This is a genomic window from Kitasatospora sp. NPDC087861, assembly GCF_044742585.1.
Taxonomy (GTDB): domain Bacteria; phylum Actinomycetota; class Actinomycetes; order Streptomycetales; family Streptomycetaceae; genus Kitasatospora.
This window is the reverse complement of record NZ_JBIUUS010000005.1, coordinates 129,427-143,903: the sequence shown is the minus strand read 5'-3', so window position 1 is coordinate 143,903 and position 14,477 is coordinate 129,427. Positions and strand designations below refer to the sequence as shown.

The following is a 14,477-nucleotide window of genomic DNA, read 5'->3' as shown; positions in this document are numbered from 1 at the left end:
CGGGGCTCCTTCTACAGGTCGAGCACGCTACAGGTCGAGCACCAGGGTCTCGCCCTCGGCGGCCCGGGAGACGCAGGGCAGCACGGCGCCGGCGGCGCGCTGTTCGGGGGTGAGGCGGCGGTCCCGGTGGTCCGGCGTACCGGCCAGCAGGCGGACCTCGCAGGTGCCGCAGAAACCCTGGTGGCAGGAGTACGGGAGGTCGGGGCGGGCCTCGCGCAGCACGTCCAGGGCGGAGCGGTCGGCGGGGACGTCCAGCGCCGGGCCGCCGGCACCCAGGCGCAGGGTGAAGGGGGCGCCGCCGGCGATCGGGGCGGCACCGAAGCGCTCGAAGTGCAGGGCGGTGGCCGGGGATCCGCCCAGGGCGCGCTGCACGGCGGTGAGCATCGGGGCCGGGCCGCAGCAGTAGACGGCGGCGCCGCGCGGGGCATGCGCGAGCAGGTCGGCGGCGGTCGGCACGCCGTGCTCGTCGTCGGTGCGCAGCTCCACCCGACGCGGGTCGAGGGCGCGCAGCTCGTCCGTGTACGGGAGGGTGTCGACACTGCGGCCGACGTGCACCAGGCGCCAGTCGAGGCCGTGCCGCTGCGCCTCGCGGGCCATCGGGAGCAGCGGGGTGACGCCGATGCCGCCGGCGAGCAGGAGGACGGCGGGCTCGGCGCAGAACGGGAAGCCGTTGCGCGGGCGGCGGGCGGTGAGGCGGGTGCCGGGGTGCAGGGTGTCGTGGATCTCGACGGACCCTCCGCCGCCCTCGGGCAGTCGCCGCACGGCGATCCGGTAGGCGGTGCGGTCGGCGGGGTCGCCGGTGAGCGAGTAGTGGCGCTCGCGGCCGGAGGGCAGGGCGAGGCGCAGGTGGGCGCCGAGCTGCCAGCCGGGGAGCGGGCCGCCGGAGGGGTCGGCGAGCCGCAACTCGACGACGTCGGCGGCGAGTCGGCGGCGGGCGATGACGGCCAGTTGGAGCGGCGGGGTGGGGCGGCTGAGCGGGCGGCGGGGGTTGCGGCGCAGCAGGGGGCCGCCGAGGGCCGGGGAGTAGCGGTCACCGAAGGCGGTGAGGCGGCGCATGAAGGTGTCCGCGCGGGGGCGGCCGTAGAGGTCGGGGGGCGGGTTGAGCAGGTCCATCCGGCGGTCCTTGGCGTCAGGAGGGTGGCGGGCGGCGAGCGGGCGGGCGGGCGGGGCTCGGCGAACAGCTGACAGATTTCAGATTTCAGCGAACAGATAACAGATAACGTTTTCTGTTCGCTGAAATCTGTCAGCTGTCATCTGCCAGCCGTCGACCGAACCCCGTCCGCCGTCAGCCCCCGGCGGCGGCGCGGGCGGCCGGGGAGGTGGCGAGGTAGCCGAGGGCCTGGCTGGACGAGCCCTCCTGGGTGGGGTGGTAGCCGGGCCGCAGGTACCGCAGGCCGGAGCGGATCGACCCGACCGGGTCGGGCAGCAGGCCGCGCTTGGCGATCCTGCCGGCCTCGCGCCAGGTGGGCTTGAGCCGCCCGTGCAGGGTTGGGTCGGCGGCGAGCAGGAAGCGGGCGCCGCGCACCCAGAGGTGGACCAGCAGCGGGCCGGAGACGGCCATCCCGCGGACCCGGCGCAGGTAGCCGGGGTCCAGGTGGACCATCAGGTCGAAGGCGACGCTGCGGTGTTCGACCTCCTCGGCGCCGTGCCAGCGCAGCAGGTCGAGCATCGTCGGGTCGGCCTCGGCGCGGTCCAGGCCCGGGGAGTTGAGCGCCCAGTTGCCGAGGAAGGCCGTGTAGTGCTCGATCGCCGCGATGAAAGCGACCCGCTCGATGATGTTCTCGCGCCGCCGCGCGGGACCGAGGCCCGGCTTGTCGCCAAGGACGCGCCGGAACAGCCAGGCGACCTGCCGGACGTACGGACGCGGGTCGAGCCCCTGGCCGAGCAGGTGGTCGAGGACCTCCTGGTGCGCCTCGGCGTGGATGGCCTCCTGGCCGATGAACCCCAGGACCTCCTCGCGCAGTTGCTCGTCCCGGATGAGCGGCAGCGCCTCCTTGAACACCTTGACGAACCAGCGCTCGCCCTCGGGCAGCAGCAGGTGCAGCACGTTGATGACGTGGGTGGCCATCGGCTCGTCGGGGATCCAGTGCAGCGGCAGTCGGTCCCAGTCGAAGCGGACGTCCCGGGGTTCGAGGACGAGGCTGTCGTGCACGCGCGCGGCGGGGGCGGCAAGGGCGGGTACGGGGGTGGATCGGGGCATGGCAGGCCCTCCTGACCTCGGGACGGCGGCTCGGCGTGAGGGAAACGTACTCGCGGGTAGCGGCCGGGACAAGGGTTTCGGCATCTCTTATCGACATCGAGTCTAATAAGTGATGTGCACCCGGAAGCGGCTACGGAAACCCATCCGGGCCACGGAAACCCATCCGGGCTACCGAAACCGATCCGGGCCACCGAAACCCATCCGGGCCACCGAAACCGGCGGCGGCCACGGAAACACGTGGGCCCCGCCGGATCGGCAGGATCCGGCGGGGCCCACGGCAGGACGGCGCGACGCTCAGACCGCCATCGCCAGCATCAGCGGCGCCGCCCGGGCCGCCAGCAGTTCGGCGGCGGCCTTCAGCTTGTGCACGTTGTCCACCGGCATCGAGGTGGCCAGACAGCCGACCGTGCTGCCCGCCGTGATCGGGACGGCCGCGCACACCGTGCCGAGCGCGTACTCCTGGATGTCCAGCACCGGCACGGTGGCCGGCTGTCGCTCCAGCCGGTGCATCAACTGGTCGGCGTCGGTGACGGTCCGGGAGGTGAGCCGGGCCACCGGGTGGCGGGAGAGGTGGTCCCGGCGGGCCTCCGAGTCAAGTTGGCTGAGCAGGCACTTGCCGATCGCGCTGGCGTGCGCGGTGGCCCGGAAGTCCACCCACTCCTGCACCGCCGGCGCGTACTCGGCCGCGGCGACCGCCTCCACCGACAACTCCCCGTCGTGGTAGCGGGTGAAGTAGACCGCCGCACCCAACTCGTCGCGCAGTTCGGCGAGTTTGCGGTTCAGCCGGGCCTTCACCAGCTGCTCCCGGTTGTACTGGCCGAGCAGGGCGAAGGTACCGCCGAGTACCCAACCCCCGTCCTGGCACTGGAGGTAGCCCTCGATCTCGAGGATCTCCGCGAGACGCCGGACGGTCGGCAGGCCGAGCGAGGTCTCCCGCGCGAGGGCGACCAGGGTGGCGCCGTCGGGGTGCCGGTCGACGGCCTCCAGCAGTCTGAGGGCGTGCTGCAGGGAGGTGAACGGGCCGGTGAGGCCCTGGTCCAGCGCGGCGTGGCGACCCGGGGCTGGTGTCGACATGTCGTCCCCTTCCGATGTCCCCCCACGGAGCGACCGCGGGCACCCTCCAGCCTATCCACCCGGCGGGCCCGGCAACTGCCGTCCGTGAATATCCGTGAACATTCCGTGGAGCACCCGCCGCCCACCTGGGGAGGCGGAACCGGCCGCGCGGGCCCGGAGGCACACACGGCCGGAGGAAACACGACGGGCCCCTCCCCCACTGCCCGGGAGGAGGGGCCCGTCGCGCGGCCGCCGGGTCGCGGGCGGGGCCCCGGCGGCCGGTGAGGGTGGGTCAGGTGGCGCTGGAGGGGCTCAGCCCTCGTCGCCCGCCCGCAGCTTGGCGACGGCCGCCTCCAGGCGGGCGCCGTACTCCTCGTCCGCGGCGTGGAAGTGGGCGAGGTTCTTCTCGATGACGTCCTCGCGGGTCACCTGGGCGAGGAAGCCCGCGATGTTGTCGATCAGGCGGGTCTTCTCGCCCGCGGACATCAGCCGGTACAGTTCGCCCGCCTGGAAGAAGTCGTCGTCCTTGGTGTGGGCCGGCGTGGTGTAGGTGCCGGTGTAGCCGTCCAGCCGGACCGGCGCGGCGAGCGCGTTGTCGGTCTGGGCGGGGCCGTCGTACGAGTTGGGCTCGTAGTTCTTGCCGCGGCCGGACTTGTTGACGGCGTGCAGACCGTCGCGGCCGTAGTTGTCCGCCTCGGTGGCGCGCGGGGCGTTCACCGGCAGCTGGGTGTGGTTGACGCCGAGGCGGTAGCGCTGGGCGTCGGCGTAGGCGAACAGGCGGCCCTGGAGCATCTTGTCCGGGGAGGGGCCGATGCCGGGCACGAAGTTGTTCGGCGAGAACGCGGACTGCTCGACGTCGGAGAAGACGTTCTCCGGGTTCTTGTTGAGCACCAGGCGGCCGACCTTGACCAGCGGGTAGTCGGCGTGCGGCCACACCTTGGTGAGGTCGAACGGGTTGAAGCGGTAGTCCGCGGCCTCGGCGACCGGCATCAGCTGGACGTAGAGGTTCCAGGACGGGAAGACGCCGCGCTCGATGGCCTGGTGCAGGTCGCGCTGGTGCGAGTCGGCGTCGGCGCCGAGCACCTCGGCGGACTGGTCGCCGTCCAGCGAGCGGATGCCCTGGTTGGTCTTGAAGTGGTACTTGACCCAGTAGGCCTCGCCCTCGGCGTTGACCCACTGGTAGGTGTGCGAGCCGTAGCCGTTCATGTGGCGGTAGGAGGCCGGGATGCCGCGGTCGCCGAACAGCCAGGTGATCTGGTGGGTCGAGGCGGGCGAGTGGGCCCAGAAGTCCCAGACGTTGTCCGCCTCCTGCACGCCGGTGTACGGGTCGCGCTTCTGCGAGTGGATGAAGTCGGGGAACTTGATCGGGTCCTTGATGAAGAACACCGGGGTGTTGTTGCCGACCAGGTCGTAGTTGCCCTGCTCGGTGTAGAACTTCAGCGCGAAGCCGCGCGGGTCGCGCACCGCGTCGCTGGCGCCCAGGTTGCCGGCCACGGTGGAGAAGCGCAGGAAGACCTCGGTGCGCTTGCCGACCTCGGAGAGGAAGGCCGCGCGGGTGTACTGCGACACCTCGTCGGTGACCTCGAAGTAGCCGTACGCGCCGGAGCCGCGGGCGTGCACGACGCGCTCCGGGATGCGTTCGCGGTTGAAGCGGGCCAGCTTCTCCAGCAGCTGCTGGTCCTGGATCAGCAGCGGGCCGTACGCGCCGGCCGAGGCCGAGTTCTGGTTGTCGGCGACCGGGGCGCCGGACTCCGTGGTCAGGATCTTGGACATGAGGGGTCCTTCAGGTGTCGATACAAGCGGTGCGCGGAGAGGTGTGCGACGAAGCGTCAGACGCCGAGCAGGCGCCAGACCGCCGAGCGGCGGCGGGAGGAGTTCTCGCCGTCGGGGCCGTCGGCGGGCTGGAGCGCGGCGACGGCGGTGGTGGCCGCGACCCGGTCCGCCAGCGGACGGGCGGCGCTCAGCTCGGCGGCCTCGTCGGCGGTCAGGCCGGCCTCGGTGAGGGCCGCGGCGGCCTCGACGGCCGGGACGGCGTTGAACCAGCGCAGCGCGAGGGCCGCGCGACCGGCCTCGGTGAGGCGGCCGGTGAGCCGGAGGCGGGCGAGGCCGCCGTCCGGGTAGACGTTGATGCGCACGTGGGTCACCGGGCGGCCGACGTCGAGCCGGAAGCGGTGCCGGGTGTCGGGCTGCAGGCGGGTGCGGGGCAGGATCTCGAACCACTCGCCGTCCGCCGGGTCCGCCCCGGTCGAGGCGTCGAAGCCGACGAGGTCGGCCCAGCCGGGGGCATTGGCGACGAAGTGGGTGGTGTCCACCTCGGCGGCCAGGACCTCACCGCCCCCGGCCAGGGCGATCTGCACCCAGTCGTTGGCCTTGTCGCGCCGACGCCGGGTCTCCCAGCCCTCGCCCATGACGGAGGCGCGACCGGGAGCGTTCAGGTTGTGCGGGGAGGAGAAGTAGCGGTCGGACGCGGCCTCGGCCACGCCGCCGTACTCCTGCGCGGCCAGGTCGAAGGTGAGGCCGTCCAGTTCGCGCGGGTCGGGCAGCACCTCGCCGTGGACGCGCAGCCGGGCGACGCCGCCGTCCGGGAAGATGTTGAGCCGCACGTGGGTGTAGCGGCCCGCGTCCTCGACGGCGAACTCGTGGGCGGTGTCGCCCTGCAGCGGGGTGCGCGGCACCAGGGTGGTCCACTCGGCGTCCGCCAGCTCCTCGGGCGAGGGGTGGCCGGGGACGGAGGCGGCCTCGACGGAGGCGCTCTCCGGGTAGTTGCCGGTGAAGTGGGCGGTGTCCACGACGAGGCCGCGGATCACACCGCCGACGCCGAGCCGGACGATCGCCCAGTCGTGGTCCTGGTCGGTGGGGTGCGGCTGGTCGGCGGAGACGCCGCGGCGGCGCTTGGACTCCCAGCCGTCCATGATCTGGCCCTTGTGGCCGAAGGTGTGCGGGCGGAACTCGGCGGGCTTGGCGACCAGGAGGTTCTCGGCGTCGGCGAAGGTGTCCTCATTGGTGGCGACGACGCCCGCGCCCAGCAGCCGCGAGGCCAGGTTGACCAGCTCGGTGAAGGGAGCGCTCGGGGTGTCGGCAGTGGTCACGAAGTCTCCTCAGGACGGGCGGTCGGACGGGGTGGTGGGGGCTGCGGCGGGCCGGGTGAGCTGACGGCCGAAGGGCTCGGCCGCGGTGTCCACCGCGCGACCGCGCAGCCAGGTCGTGCGGACCGCGCCGGTCAGCGTCCGGCCCGCGTACGGGGTCACCGGGTTGCGGTGGTGCAACCCGGCGGCGTGGACGGCGAATTCTCCGTCGGGGTCGAAGGCGACCAGGTCGGCGTCGCAGCCGGGCGCGATGGCGCCCTTGACGCCGGTGAGGCCGGCCAGTTCGGCCGGTCCGGCGGACATCCAGCGGACCACGTCGGCGAGACCGTGACCGCGGCGGCGGGCCTCGGTCCAGACGGCCGGCAGACCGAGTTGCAGGGAGGCGATGCCGCCCCAGGCGGCCGCGAAGTCGCCGCTGCCGCCGTACTCGGGCAGCAGCTTCAGGTCGGGGGTGGAGGGAGAGTGGTCGGAGACGACGGCGATGAACTCGCCGTCCGCCAGGGCCTGCCAGAGCCGGTCGCGGTTGGTCTCGTCGCGGATCGGCGGGCAGCACTTGAAGGCGGTGTCGCCGTCCGGCACCTGCTCGGCCGCCAGGGTCAGGTAGTGCGGGCAGGTCTCGGCGGTCACCCGCACACCGTCCTCGCGCGCTCGGCGCAGCAGCGGCAGCACGGCGGCGGAGGAGACGTGCAGGATGTGGACGCGGGCGCCGGTGCGCCGGGCGGTCTCCAGCAGGTGGGCGACGGCCGCGGTCTCCGCGTCGGCGGGGCGGGAGGCGAGGAAGTCGCGGTAGTGGACGCCGGGTTGCTGCGGGGCGGCGGCCAGTACGGCCGGGTCCTCGGCGTGGATGATCGCCAGCGCCCCGATCCGAGCCTGCTCGGCCAGCGCCGCCTCCAGGTCCGCGGCCTCGACGTGCGGGAACTCGTCGACGCCGGAGGGGGCGAGGAAGCTCTTGAAGCCGAACACGCCGGCCTCGTGCAGCGGCGCGAGGTCCGGGACGTTGCCGGGGACGGCGCCGCCCCAGAAGCCGAGGTCGACCCAGGCCTGGCCCTCGGCGATCCTCCGCTTGACGGCCAGTCCCTCCACCGTGGTGGTGGGCGGGATGGAGTTGAGCGGCATGTCGATGATCGTGGTGACGCCGCCGGCCGCGGCGGCCCGGGTGGCGGTGGCGAAGCCCTCCCACTCGGTGCGGCCGGGCTCGTTGACGTGCACGTGGGTGTCGACCAGGCCGGGCAACAGCGCGGTGTCGCCGAGGTCGGTGAGGCCGCCGTCGGCGTCGGGGCGCTCGCCCGCGAGGAGCGAGCCGTACGCGGCGACCCGCTCGATCTTCCCGTCCCGGATCAGCACGTCGGCGGGGCGCTCACCGTCGGGCAGGACCACCCGTCGGGAGCGGATCACCGCTGGCTGACTGAAAGGCATGGGGGACCTCCGAAACCTGGAAGGGAGGGGTGGGGGGCACGCCGGAGGAGGCGCTCGAAGGGCGCTCTCGGGGCGGTCGTGGGGCGGTCGTAGGGCCGTCGGGGAAGGCGGGAACCGAAGGATTGCCCGGGAGCCTAGGCCCGCCTTCAACAAAACGTCAATGGAGGAACGCACGAGGGACGGGCGCCGCCCGGGGCGGCCCGACCGGCCCGACTCAGCCGGACAGCAGCTGTACCGCCAGCCGCTCCCCCGCCACCTCGGCCAGCTCGCCGGCCCTGGTCATGCTGTCCCCCGGCTGTTCGGCCAGGTCGGTGAGGGCGATCGCGGCGGCGAACCCGGCGGCCCGCCACTCGGGCTCGGAGAGCTCCAGCCGCCCCGCCACGGCGGCCACCCGAACCCCCGCCCGGGTGGCCGCCGCGGCAACGCCGGCGGGGGCCTTGCCGTGGAGCGTCTGCGCGTCCAGACAGCCCTCGCCGGTCACGACGAGGCGTGCCCCACGCACGGCCTCGTCGAAACCCAGCAGTTCGAGCAGCAACTCGATACCGGGTCGCATGGTGGCGCCGAGCAGGGCGAGGGCGGCGAAGCCCACCCCGCCGGCGGCCCCGGCGCCGGGGGCGTCGCGCACGTCCCGCCCGGTGACCAGGGCGACCTGGTCGGCGAAGCGGGTCAGGCCCTCCTCCAGGATCACCAGGTCGTCGCCGTCGGCGCCCTTCTGCGGGCCGTAGACGGCGGTGGCGCCGCGCGGGCCGAGCAGCGGGTTGTCCACGTCGCAGGCCACGACGATCTCGACACCGGCCGGCAGATCGGCCAGCGGGCCGAGGTCGATCCGGTCGAGCCTGCGCAACGCGGCCCCGCCGGGCGGCAGTTCGGCACCGTCGGCGTCGAGCAGGCGGACGCCGAGCGCCTGGACCATGCCCGCGCCGCCGTCGGTGCAGGCGCTGCCGCCGAGACCGAGCACGATCCGCTTGGCGCCGAGCGCCACGGCCCGGCCGATCAGCTGGCCGACCCCGTAGGACCCGGCCGCGAGCGGGGCGGTGCGGCCGCCGGGGAGCCGGGCGAGTCCGGAGGACTGCGCGAGCTCGACCACGGCGGTGTCGCCCCGGACGGCGAGCGCGGCGTCCACCGGGAGGCCGGTCGGGCCGGCCACCTTGGCCGGGACGCGGTTGAAGCCGGCCGCGAGCGCGGCGGCCAGGGTGCCCTCGCCGCCGTCGGCGACGGGCAGTTCGCGCACCTCGACGCCGGGCGCGGCGCGCCGGACGCCGGCGGCGATCCGGGCGGCGACCTCGGCACCCTCCAGGGTGCCCTTGAACTTGTCCGGAGCTACGACCACATGGCCCTGGTGGGGGGTGGGGGGCATGGTGCGGTCCTCACTTCCGTGCGGGGTCTGGCGATGTTTCGACAGCCTGTGCCAAGCATGGGCCCGGGAGTTCCGGGGGTGCGACCCCCCGCCGGGGGGCATGTCCTGCGCCGGGGGATGCGTCCCCCCGGCGGAGGTACGACCCCCCGCCGGGAGGGTGCGGCCCCCTCCCCGCCGTTCCCCTCGTCCCGCTTCCGACGTACGAGAGGCTCCCCTCGGCGGGGAGGGGGCCAGGCGAGGCGTACAGGCACGACCGAAGTGCCCCCGACAGGGAGTACGCATCACCGGTTGGATCGACCGGCGGGCGGGCGGATGAGCCCCGGTCCCGCCTGCCGGTCGGGTCTGACCCTCCTGGTGGCGCGGGCACGACCGGATGAGGTACACGCCACCAGGAGGAGTTCGAGGGGGCCCGAGGGGCCCCGGGGTGTTAGACCGACCGGCACATGGTGGGCGGCGTCGCGACGCCCACCATGTGCCGGTCGGTCTTACTTGACCTCGCGGCCCGAGAGGCGCTCGACGCCGCGCAGCAGCGCCGAGTGGTCGAGCGAGCCGTCGCCGTTGGCGCGGGCGGAGGCGACCAGCTGGGCCACCACGGCGCCGACCGGCAGCGCGGCGCCCACGGCGCGGGCGGCGTCGGTGACGATGCCCATGTCCTTGTGGTGCAGGTCGATCCGGAAGCCCGGGGCGAACTCGCGGTCGATCATGTTCGCCTTCTTGCGGTTCAGCACGGTCGAGCCGGCCAGGCCGCCGCCGAGCACGTCCAGCGCGGCAGGCAGGTCGACGCCGGCGTTCTCCAGGAACACCACGGCCTCGGCGAGCACCTGGATGTTGACGGCGACGATCAGCTGGTTGGCGGCCTTGACGGTCTGGCCGGCGCCGGACGGGCCGACGTGGATGACCGTGGTGCCCACCGCGTCGAACAGCGGCTTGGCCTCGGCGAAGTCCTCGGCGGAGCCGCCGACCATGATCGACAGCACCGCCTCGACGGCACCGGCCTCGCCGCCGGAGACCGGGGCGTCCAGGGTGCGCACGCCCTTCTCCCGGGCGGCCGCGTCGACCTTCTGGGAGGTCTGCGGGGTGATCGAGGACATGTCGATCACGAGGGTGCCGGGCCGGACGTTCTCCAGCACGCCGCCCTCGCCCAGGATGGCCTGCTCGACGTGCGGGTCGGCCGGGACCATGGTGATGACGACCTCGGCGTCCTTCACCGCGTCGGCGATGCTGGTGGCGCCGTGGCCGCCGGCCGCGACCAGGGCGTCGATCTGCGGCTGGGTGAGGTTGTAGCCGGTGACGTGGTGGCCGGCCTTGACCAGGTTGGCGGCCATCGGGCTGCCCATGATGCCGAGGCCGATGAAGGCGATCTTGCGGCTCATCGCGTCGTTCCTTACGTCGTTCGTGGGGTGGGGAGGGCGTGGCTGCCCGGGGCCGGTGGCGTCGGTGCCCGGGCCCAGCCGGCAGGCGACTGCGTGCGGCTGAGTGGCGCTGCCTGGCGGCTGCGCGGAGACCGCGAGGCGGCTGCGTGCGGCTGCTCGGCCGCTACTTGACGGCGGCTACTTGGCCGCGCGGTGCTCGCGCGGCAGCCACCCGAAGCTGTCGGCGCTGACGCCGGTGGAGGGGCGGTACTCCAGGCCGATCGGGCCGGTGTAGCCGGCGGCGGTGAGCCGGGCGAACAGGTCCTCGAAGTCCAGACCGCCGGTACCGGGCTCGTTGCGGCCCGGGTTGTCGGCGATCTGCACGTGGCCGAACCGGTCGGCGTAGGTGTCGATGACGGCCGCCAGGTCCTCGCCGTTCTTGGCCAGGTGGTACAGGTCGCAGAGGAACTTCGCGTTGCCCAGGCCGGTGGCGGCGTTGACCTTGTCGACGACCTCGACCGCGGCGGCGGCGGAGACCAGCGGGTAGTCCGGGGACTCCGCCCTGTTGAGGGCCTCGACCAGCAGGATCGCGCCGATCTCGTGCGCGGCCCTGGCGGCGAGCACCAGGTGCTCCAGCGCGAGCGCGTCCTGTTCGGCGGCGTCGACGCCCTCGACCCGGTTGCCGTACAGCGCGTTGAGCGCCTGGGTGCCGAGCGAGGCGGCGAGCCCCGCGGCGACCGGGACGTTGGCCCGGAAGCGGTCCCGCTCGGCGGGCACCGAGACGGTACCGCGGGCGCCGAGGGTGAGGTCGTCCAGGAAGTTGAGGCCGGTGAGCTGCACGCCCGCGTCGGTGAAGGCCTTGCGGAGTGTGTCCAGCTCGGCCTCGGACGGGGTGGCCTCGGTACCGAAGGGCCACCACAGCTCGGCGGCGGTGAAACCGGCGGCCGCGGCCGCGGCGGGGCGCTCCAGCAGCGGCAGTTCGCCGAACAGGATCGACAGGTTGACCGTGAAGCTGTGCCGGGAAGCGGCCGTCACGTCACTCACCTCTCACTCTCTTCCGAGATCCTCAACTTCCACAATACGGAAGAGGGATTCTGCTTGGTGGAAGCATCTCCGGCCCAGCGAGCGGGTGTCAAGACCGTCGCAACATTTTGTTGAAGAAGCCCGCGCACGCCCTCCCACCGGCGTCGCCGCTGTTCGATCGACCGACCCCTGCCCGCCCCCACCGCCCGCTCGCTACAGTGAGCACGTGCGATTGATGGTGGAGTTCACGACAGAACCGTTCGAACTGGACACGTTCCCCGAGCACGCCGCGGCGGCCCGCCAGGTCGTCGACGAGGCCGGTCTGGCCGTCTCGGTCGGCCCCTTCGGGACCGGCGCCGAGGGCGAGGCCGACCAGGTCCTCGCCGCGGTGACCAGGCTGCTCCGGGAGACCCTGGACGCCGGCGCGACCCGGATCTCGATCCAGGTCAGCGTGCTGGGCGACGACGTGCCGGGCGAGGAGGGCGGTACGCCGTGACCGGACACGTGGAACACCCGCTGGCCACGGCGATGAAGCCGCTGCTGGACGCGGTCGGCGCGACGCCCGTCCCGCTGGACGAGGCGAAATCCGAGGACGTCGTCCTGGAGTGGGAGGGCGCCCCGGCGATCGCCGTCCGGCTGCCGCACCTGAGCAGCGCGCTGGACCGGCTGCTGGCCGAGATGGCCCGCCAGTTCGACGGCCGCCCGCTGGCCGAGCTGGACCGCGGGGAGAAGCAGCGGGTCGTCGCCCTCCTGGAGGAGCGCGGCGCCTTCACCGTCCGCCACGGGGTCGAGACGGTCGCCTCGGCTCTGGGCGTCAGCCGTTTCACCGTGTACAACTACCTCAACCGCCAGGACGGCTCGAAGCCCTCCTGAACCCTTCCGCTCCGCCCGCGATTCCCCTGCCGGAAACCTTCCGAACGGGCGCACCCCGCCGGTCCGGCCAGTCTGAATCAGCCCCCGGCGGGGCGCACTTGGCGAATCGCACACGAATCGGCCCGGCAACAGGGGCCGGTTCAAAACGTAACCACCAACCGTTCAACAAAGTGTTGACGGCCGGGTGGGGTGGATCTAGCTTGTGCGGGTGGCACCACTCTTCAGGAGGTCCACCCGTGACCAACCACCCCCACACCCTTGACGCCCTGGCCGCGGCCGACGCCGCGGACCTGGAGGCGATCCTGCTGGAGGTCTGCTCCAGCCCCCGTTGGGCCGCCGCCGTCGCGCAGGCCAAGCCCTGGTCCGACCGGGAGTCCCTGCTCGCCGCCAACGCGGCGGCGATGGCTGGGCTCGCCGTCGCCGACCTGCACGACGCGATGGCCGGCCACGCCCGGATCGGCCGGCCGAAGGCGGGCGACGCCACCTCGGAGCGGGAGCAGTCCGGCCTCCACGGCGCGGAGGCGGCACTCCTCGACGAACTGCGCGAGGCCAACGCGGCCTACGAGGCGAAGTTCGGCCACGTGTTCCTGATCTGCGCGACCGGCCGCACCGCGGCCACCATGCTCGCGGCCCTGCGCGAGCGCCACCCCAACGACGCCGCCACCGAGGCGGAGATCGTCCGGGGCGAGCTGCGCAAGATCAACGACATCCGGCTCAACCGCCTGCTCGGCGAATCCTGACGCATTCCTGACGGATCGTTAGAATTCGCTGACGCAGCATCACCTCTGTCATCAGTAAGGTCACTTCACCCATGACTGGCATCTCCACCCACGTGCTCGACACCAGCCTCGGCCGCCCGGCCGAGGGCGTCCCGGTCGAGCTCGCACTGCACACCGAGGGTGGCTGGCAGGTGCTCGGCACCTCCGCCACGGACTCCGACGGCCGGGTCAAGGACCTGCCGGCCGTGGAGGCGGGCTCGGTCGTCCGGCTGCTCTTCGACACCGGCGCCCACTACGCGTCGAAGTCCGCGGAGCCGCCGTTCTTCCCCGAGGTCTCGATCGTCTTCACGGTCGCGCCCGCGCAGCACCACTACCACGTGCCGCTGCTGCTCAACCCGTTCGGATACTCGGTCTACCGCGGAAGCTAGTAGACCGACCTGGAACCTCTAGGAGCCATGTCATGGCCCACGTGCTCGGTCAGAACCAGTACGGCAAGGCGGAGAACCGCATCGTACGGATCTACCGCGACTCCACCCGGCACGAGATCAAGGACCTGAACGTCTCGGTCTCCCTCCGCGGTGAGTTCGAGGACGTCCACCTCACCGGATCGAACGCCAACTGCCTCCCCACCGACACCACCAAGAACACCGTGTACGCCTTCGCCAAGGAGCACGGGATCGAGTCCGCCGAGGCCTTCGGCATCCTCCTGGCGCGCCACTTCGTCGACAACACCGAGCGCGGCGTCGTCCACAGCGCCCGGATCCGGATCGAGGAGTACGCCTGGGACCGGATCAAGACGCCGGACAGCTCGGCCCGCTTCATCGGCGCGGAGGAGGTCGGCCACTCCTTCGTCCGCAGCGGTCAGGAGACCCGCACCACCGAGATCGTCTACGACGGCGAGTCCGTCCAGGTCATCTCCGGCCTGAAGGACCTCGTCGTCATGAACTCCACCAACTCGGAGTTCTGGGGCTACATCAAGGACAAGTACACCACCCTGCAGGAGGCGTACGACCGCATCCTCGCCACCCAGGTCACCGCCCGCTGGAAGTACGGCTACAGCGGCCGGGACGGCGAGGCCCAGCCCAACTGGAACCGCTCCTACACCCACGTGAAGCGGCACCTGCTGGAGGCCTTCGCCGAGACCTACTCCTACTCGCTGCAGCAGACCCTGCACTCGATGGGCACCCGGGTCCTCAACAACCGCGCCGAGGTGGACGAGGTCCGCCTGGAGCTGCCCAACAAGCACCACTTCCTCGTCGACCTGGAGCCGTTCGGCCTCAAGAACGAGAACGAGGTCTACTACGCCGCCGACCGCATGTACGGCCTCATCGAGGGCACCGTGCACCGCGACGGCGTCGTCCCGGTCATCCCGGTCGCCTGACCTCCCCCACCCCATGG

At 72.8% G+C, this 14,477-nt stretch carries 14 protein-coding genes; 5 read left to right on the top strand and 9 right to left on the bottom strand.

Annotation, left to right across the window (positions count from 1 at the left end):
- Positions 1-27 precede the first annotated feature (27 nt).
- From ACIOJE_RS10095 to ACIOJE_RS10055, 9 genes are all read right to left on the bottom strand, one after another.
- On the bottom strand, positions 28-1,113 hold the full coding sequence (locus ACIOJE_RS10095; RefSeq protein WP_400774850.1) for a PDR/VanB family oxidoreductase: 1,086 nt from the start codon (positions 1,111-1,113) through the stop codon (positions 28-30).
- Positions 1,114-1,285: 172 nt separating this feature from the next.
- Positions 1,286-2,200, bottom strand: a complete 915-nt coding sequence (locus tag ACIOJE_RS10090; RefSeq protein ID WP_400774847.1) for a metal-dependent hydrolase — start codon at positions 2,198-2,200, stop codon at positions 1,286-1,288.
- 294 nt (positions 2,201-2,494) lie between these two features.
- Positions 2,495-3,274: an IclR family transcriptional regulator gene (locus ACIOJE_RS10085; RefSeq protein WP_280679428.1), complete on the bottom strand. Its 780-nt coding sequence runs from the start codon at positions 3,272-3,274 to the stop codon at positions 2,495-2,497.
- A 291-nt stretch (positions 3,275-3,565) separates the two neighbouring features.
- A complete protein-coding gene (locus ACIOJE_RS10080) occupies positions 3,566-5,026 on the bottom strand; it encodes a catalase (protein WP_400774844.1) in 1,461 nt (486 codons plus the stop codon).
- A gap of 56 nt (positions 5,027-5,082) precedes the next feature.
- Entirely contained in the window at positions 5,083-6,342 is a 1,260-nt protein-coding gene (gene alc / locus ACIOJE_RS10075) for an allantoicase (RefSeq protein WP_400774841.1), read from the bottom strand.
- Between the two features lie 9 nt (positions 6,343-6,351).
- Complete coding sequence (gene allB, locus ACIOJE_RS10070; protein WP_400774839.1) at positions 6,352-7,755, bottom strand: allantoinase AllB; 1,404 nt, start codon at positions 7,753-7,755, stop codon at positions 6,352-6,354.
- A gap of 214 nt (positions 7,756-7,969) precedes the next feature.
- The gene (locus tag ACIOJE_RS10065) at positions 7,970-9,112 is read right to left on the bottom strand and encodes a glycerate kinase (protein ID WP_400774837.1); all 1,143 of its coding nucleotides are present in this window, start codon (positions 9,110-9,112) and stop codon (positions 7,970-7,972) included.
- A gap of 485 nt (positions 9,113-9,597) precedes the next feature.
- Positions 9,598-10,485 carry a 2-hydroxy-3-oxopropionate reductase gene (locus ACIOJE_RS10060; RefSeq protein WP_280679420.1) on the bottom strand — a complete coding sequence of 296 codons (888 nt, stop codon included), beginning with the start codon at positions 10,483-10,485 and terminating at the stop codon, positions 9,598-9,600.
- Between the two features lie 177 nt (positions 10,486-10,662).
- A complete protein-coding gene (locus tag ACIOJE_RS10055; protein WP_400774834.1) occupies positions 10,663-11,508 on the bottom strand; it encodes a hydroxypyruvate isomerase family protein in 846 nt (281 codons plus the stop codon).
- Between the two features lie 214 nt (positions 11,509-11,722).
- Here ACIOJE_RS10055 and ACIOJE_RS10050 point away from each other — a divergent pair, with 214 nt between their 5' ends.
- The 5 genes from ACIOJE_RS10050 (at position 11,723) to pucL (ending at position 14,460) form a co-directional block, all read left to right on the top strand.
- Positions 11,723-11,983: a thiamine-binding protein gene (locus tag ACIOJE_RS10050; protein ID WP_400775123.1), complete on the top strand. Its 261-nt coding sequence runs from the start codon at positions 11,723-11,725 to the stop codon at positions 11,981-11,983.
- Complete coding sequence (locus tag ACIOJE_RS10045) at positions 11,980-12,360, top strand: helix-turn-helix domain-containing protein (RefSeq protein WP_280679414.1); 381 nt, start codon at positions 11,980-11,982, stop codon at positions 12,358-12,360. The genes ACIOJE_RS10050 and ACIOJE_RS10045 overlap by 4 nt, the downstream gene beginning before the upstream one ends.
- 236 nt (positions 12,361-12,596) lie before the next feature.
- On the top strand, positions 12,597-13,100 hold the full coding sequence (gene uraD / locus ACIOJE_RS10040; protein WP_400774832.1) for a 2-oxo-4-hydroxy-4-carboxy-5-ureidoimidazoline decarboxylase: 504 nt from the start codon (positions 12,597-12,599) through the stop codon (positions 13,098-13,100).
- Positions 13,101-13,171: 71 nt separating this feature from the next.
- Positions 13,172-13,507, top strand: coding sequence for a hydroxyisourate hydrolase (gene uraH, locus ACIOJE_RS10035; RefSeq protein ID WP_280679410.1), 336 nt, complete (start codon positions 13,172-13,174; stop codon positions 13,505-13,507).
- Between the two features lie 32 nt (positions 13,508-13,539).
- A complete protein-coding gene (gene pucL, locus ACIOJE_RS10030) occupies positions 13,540-14,460 on the top strand; it encodes a factor-independent urate hydroxylase (RefSeq protein WP_400774830.1) in 921 nt (306 codons plus the stop codon).
- The last annotated feature ends 17 nt before the right edge of the window (positions 14,461-14,477 follow it).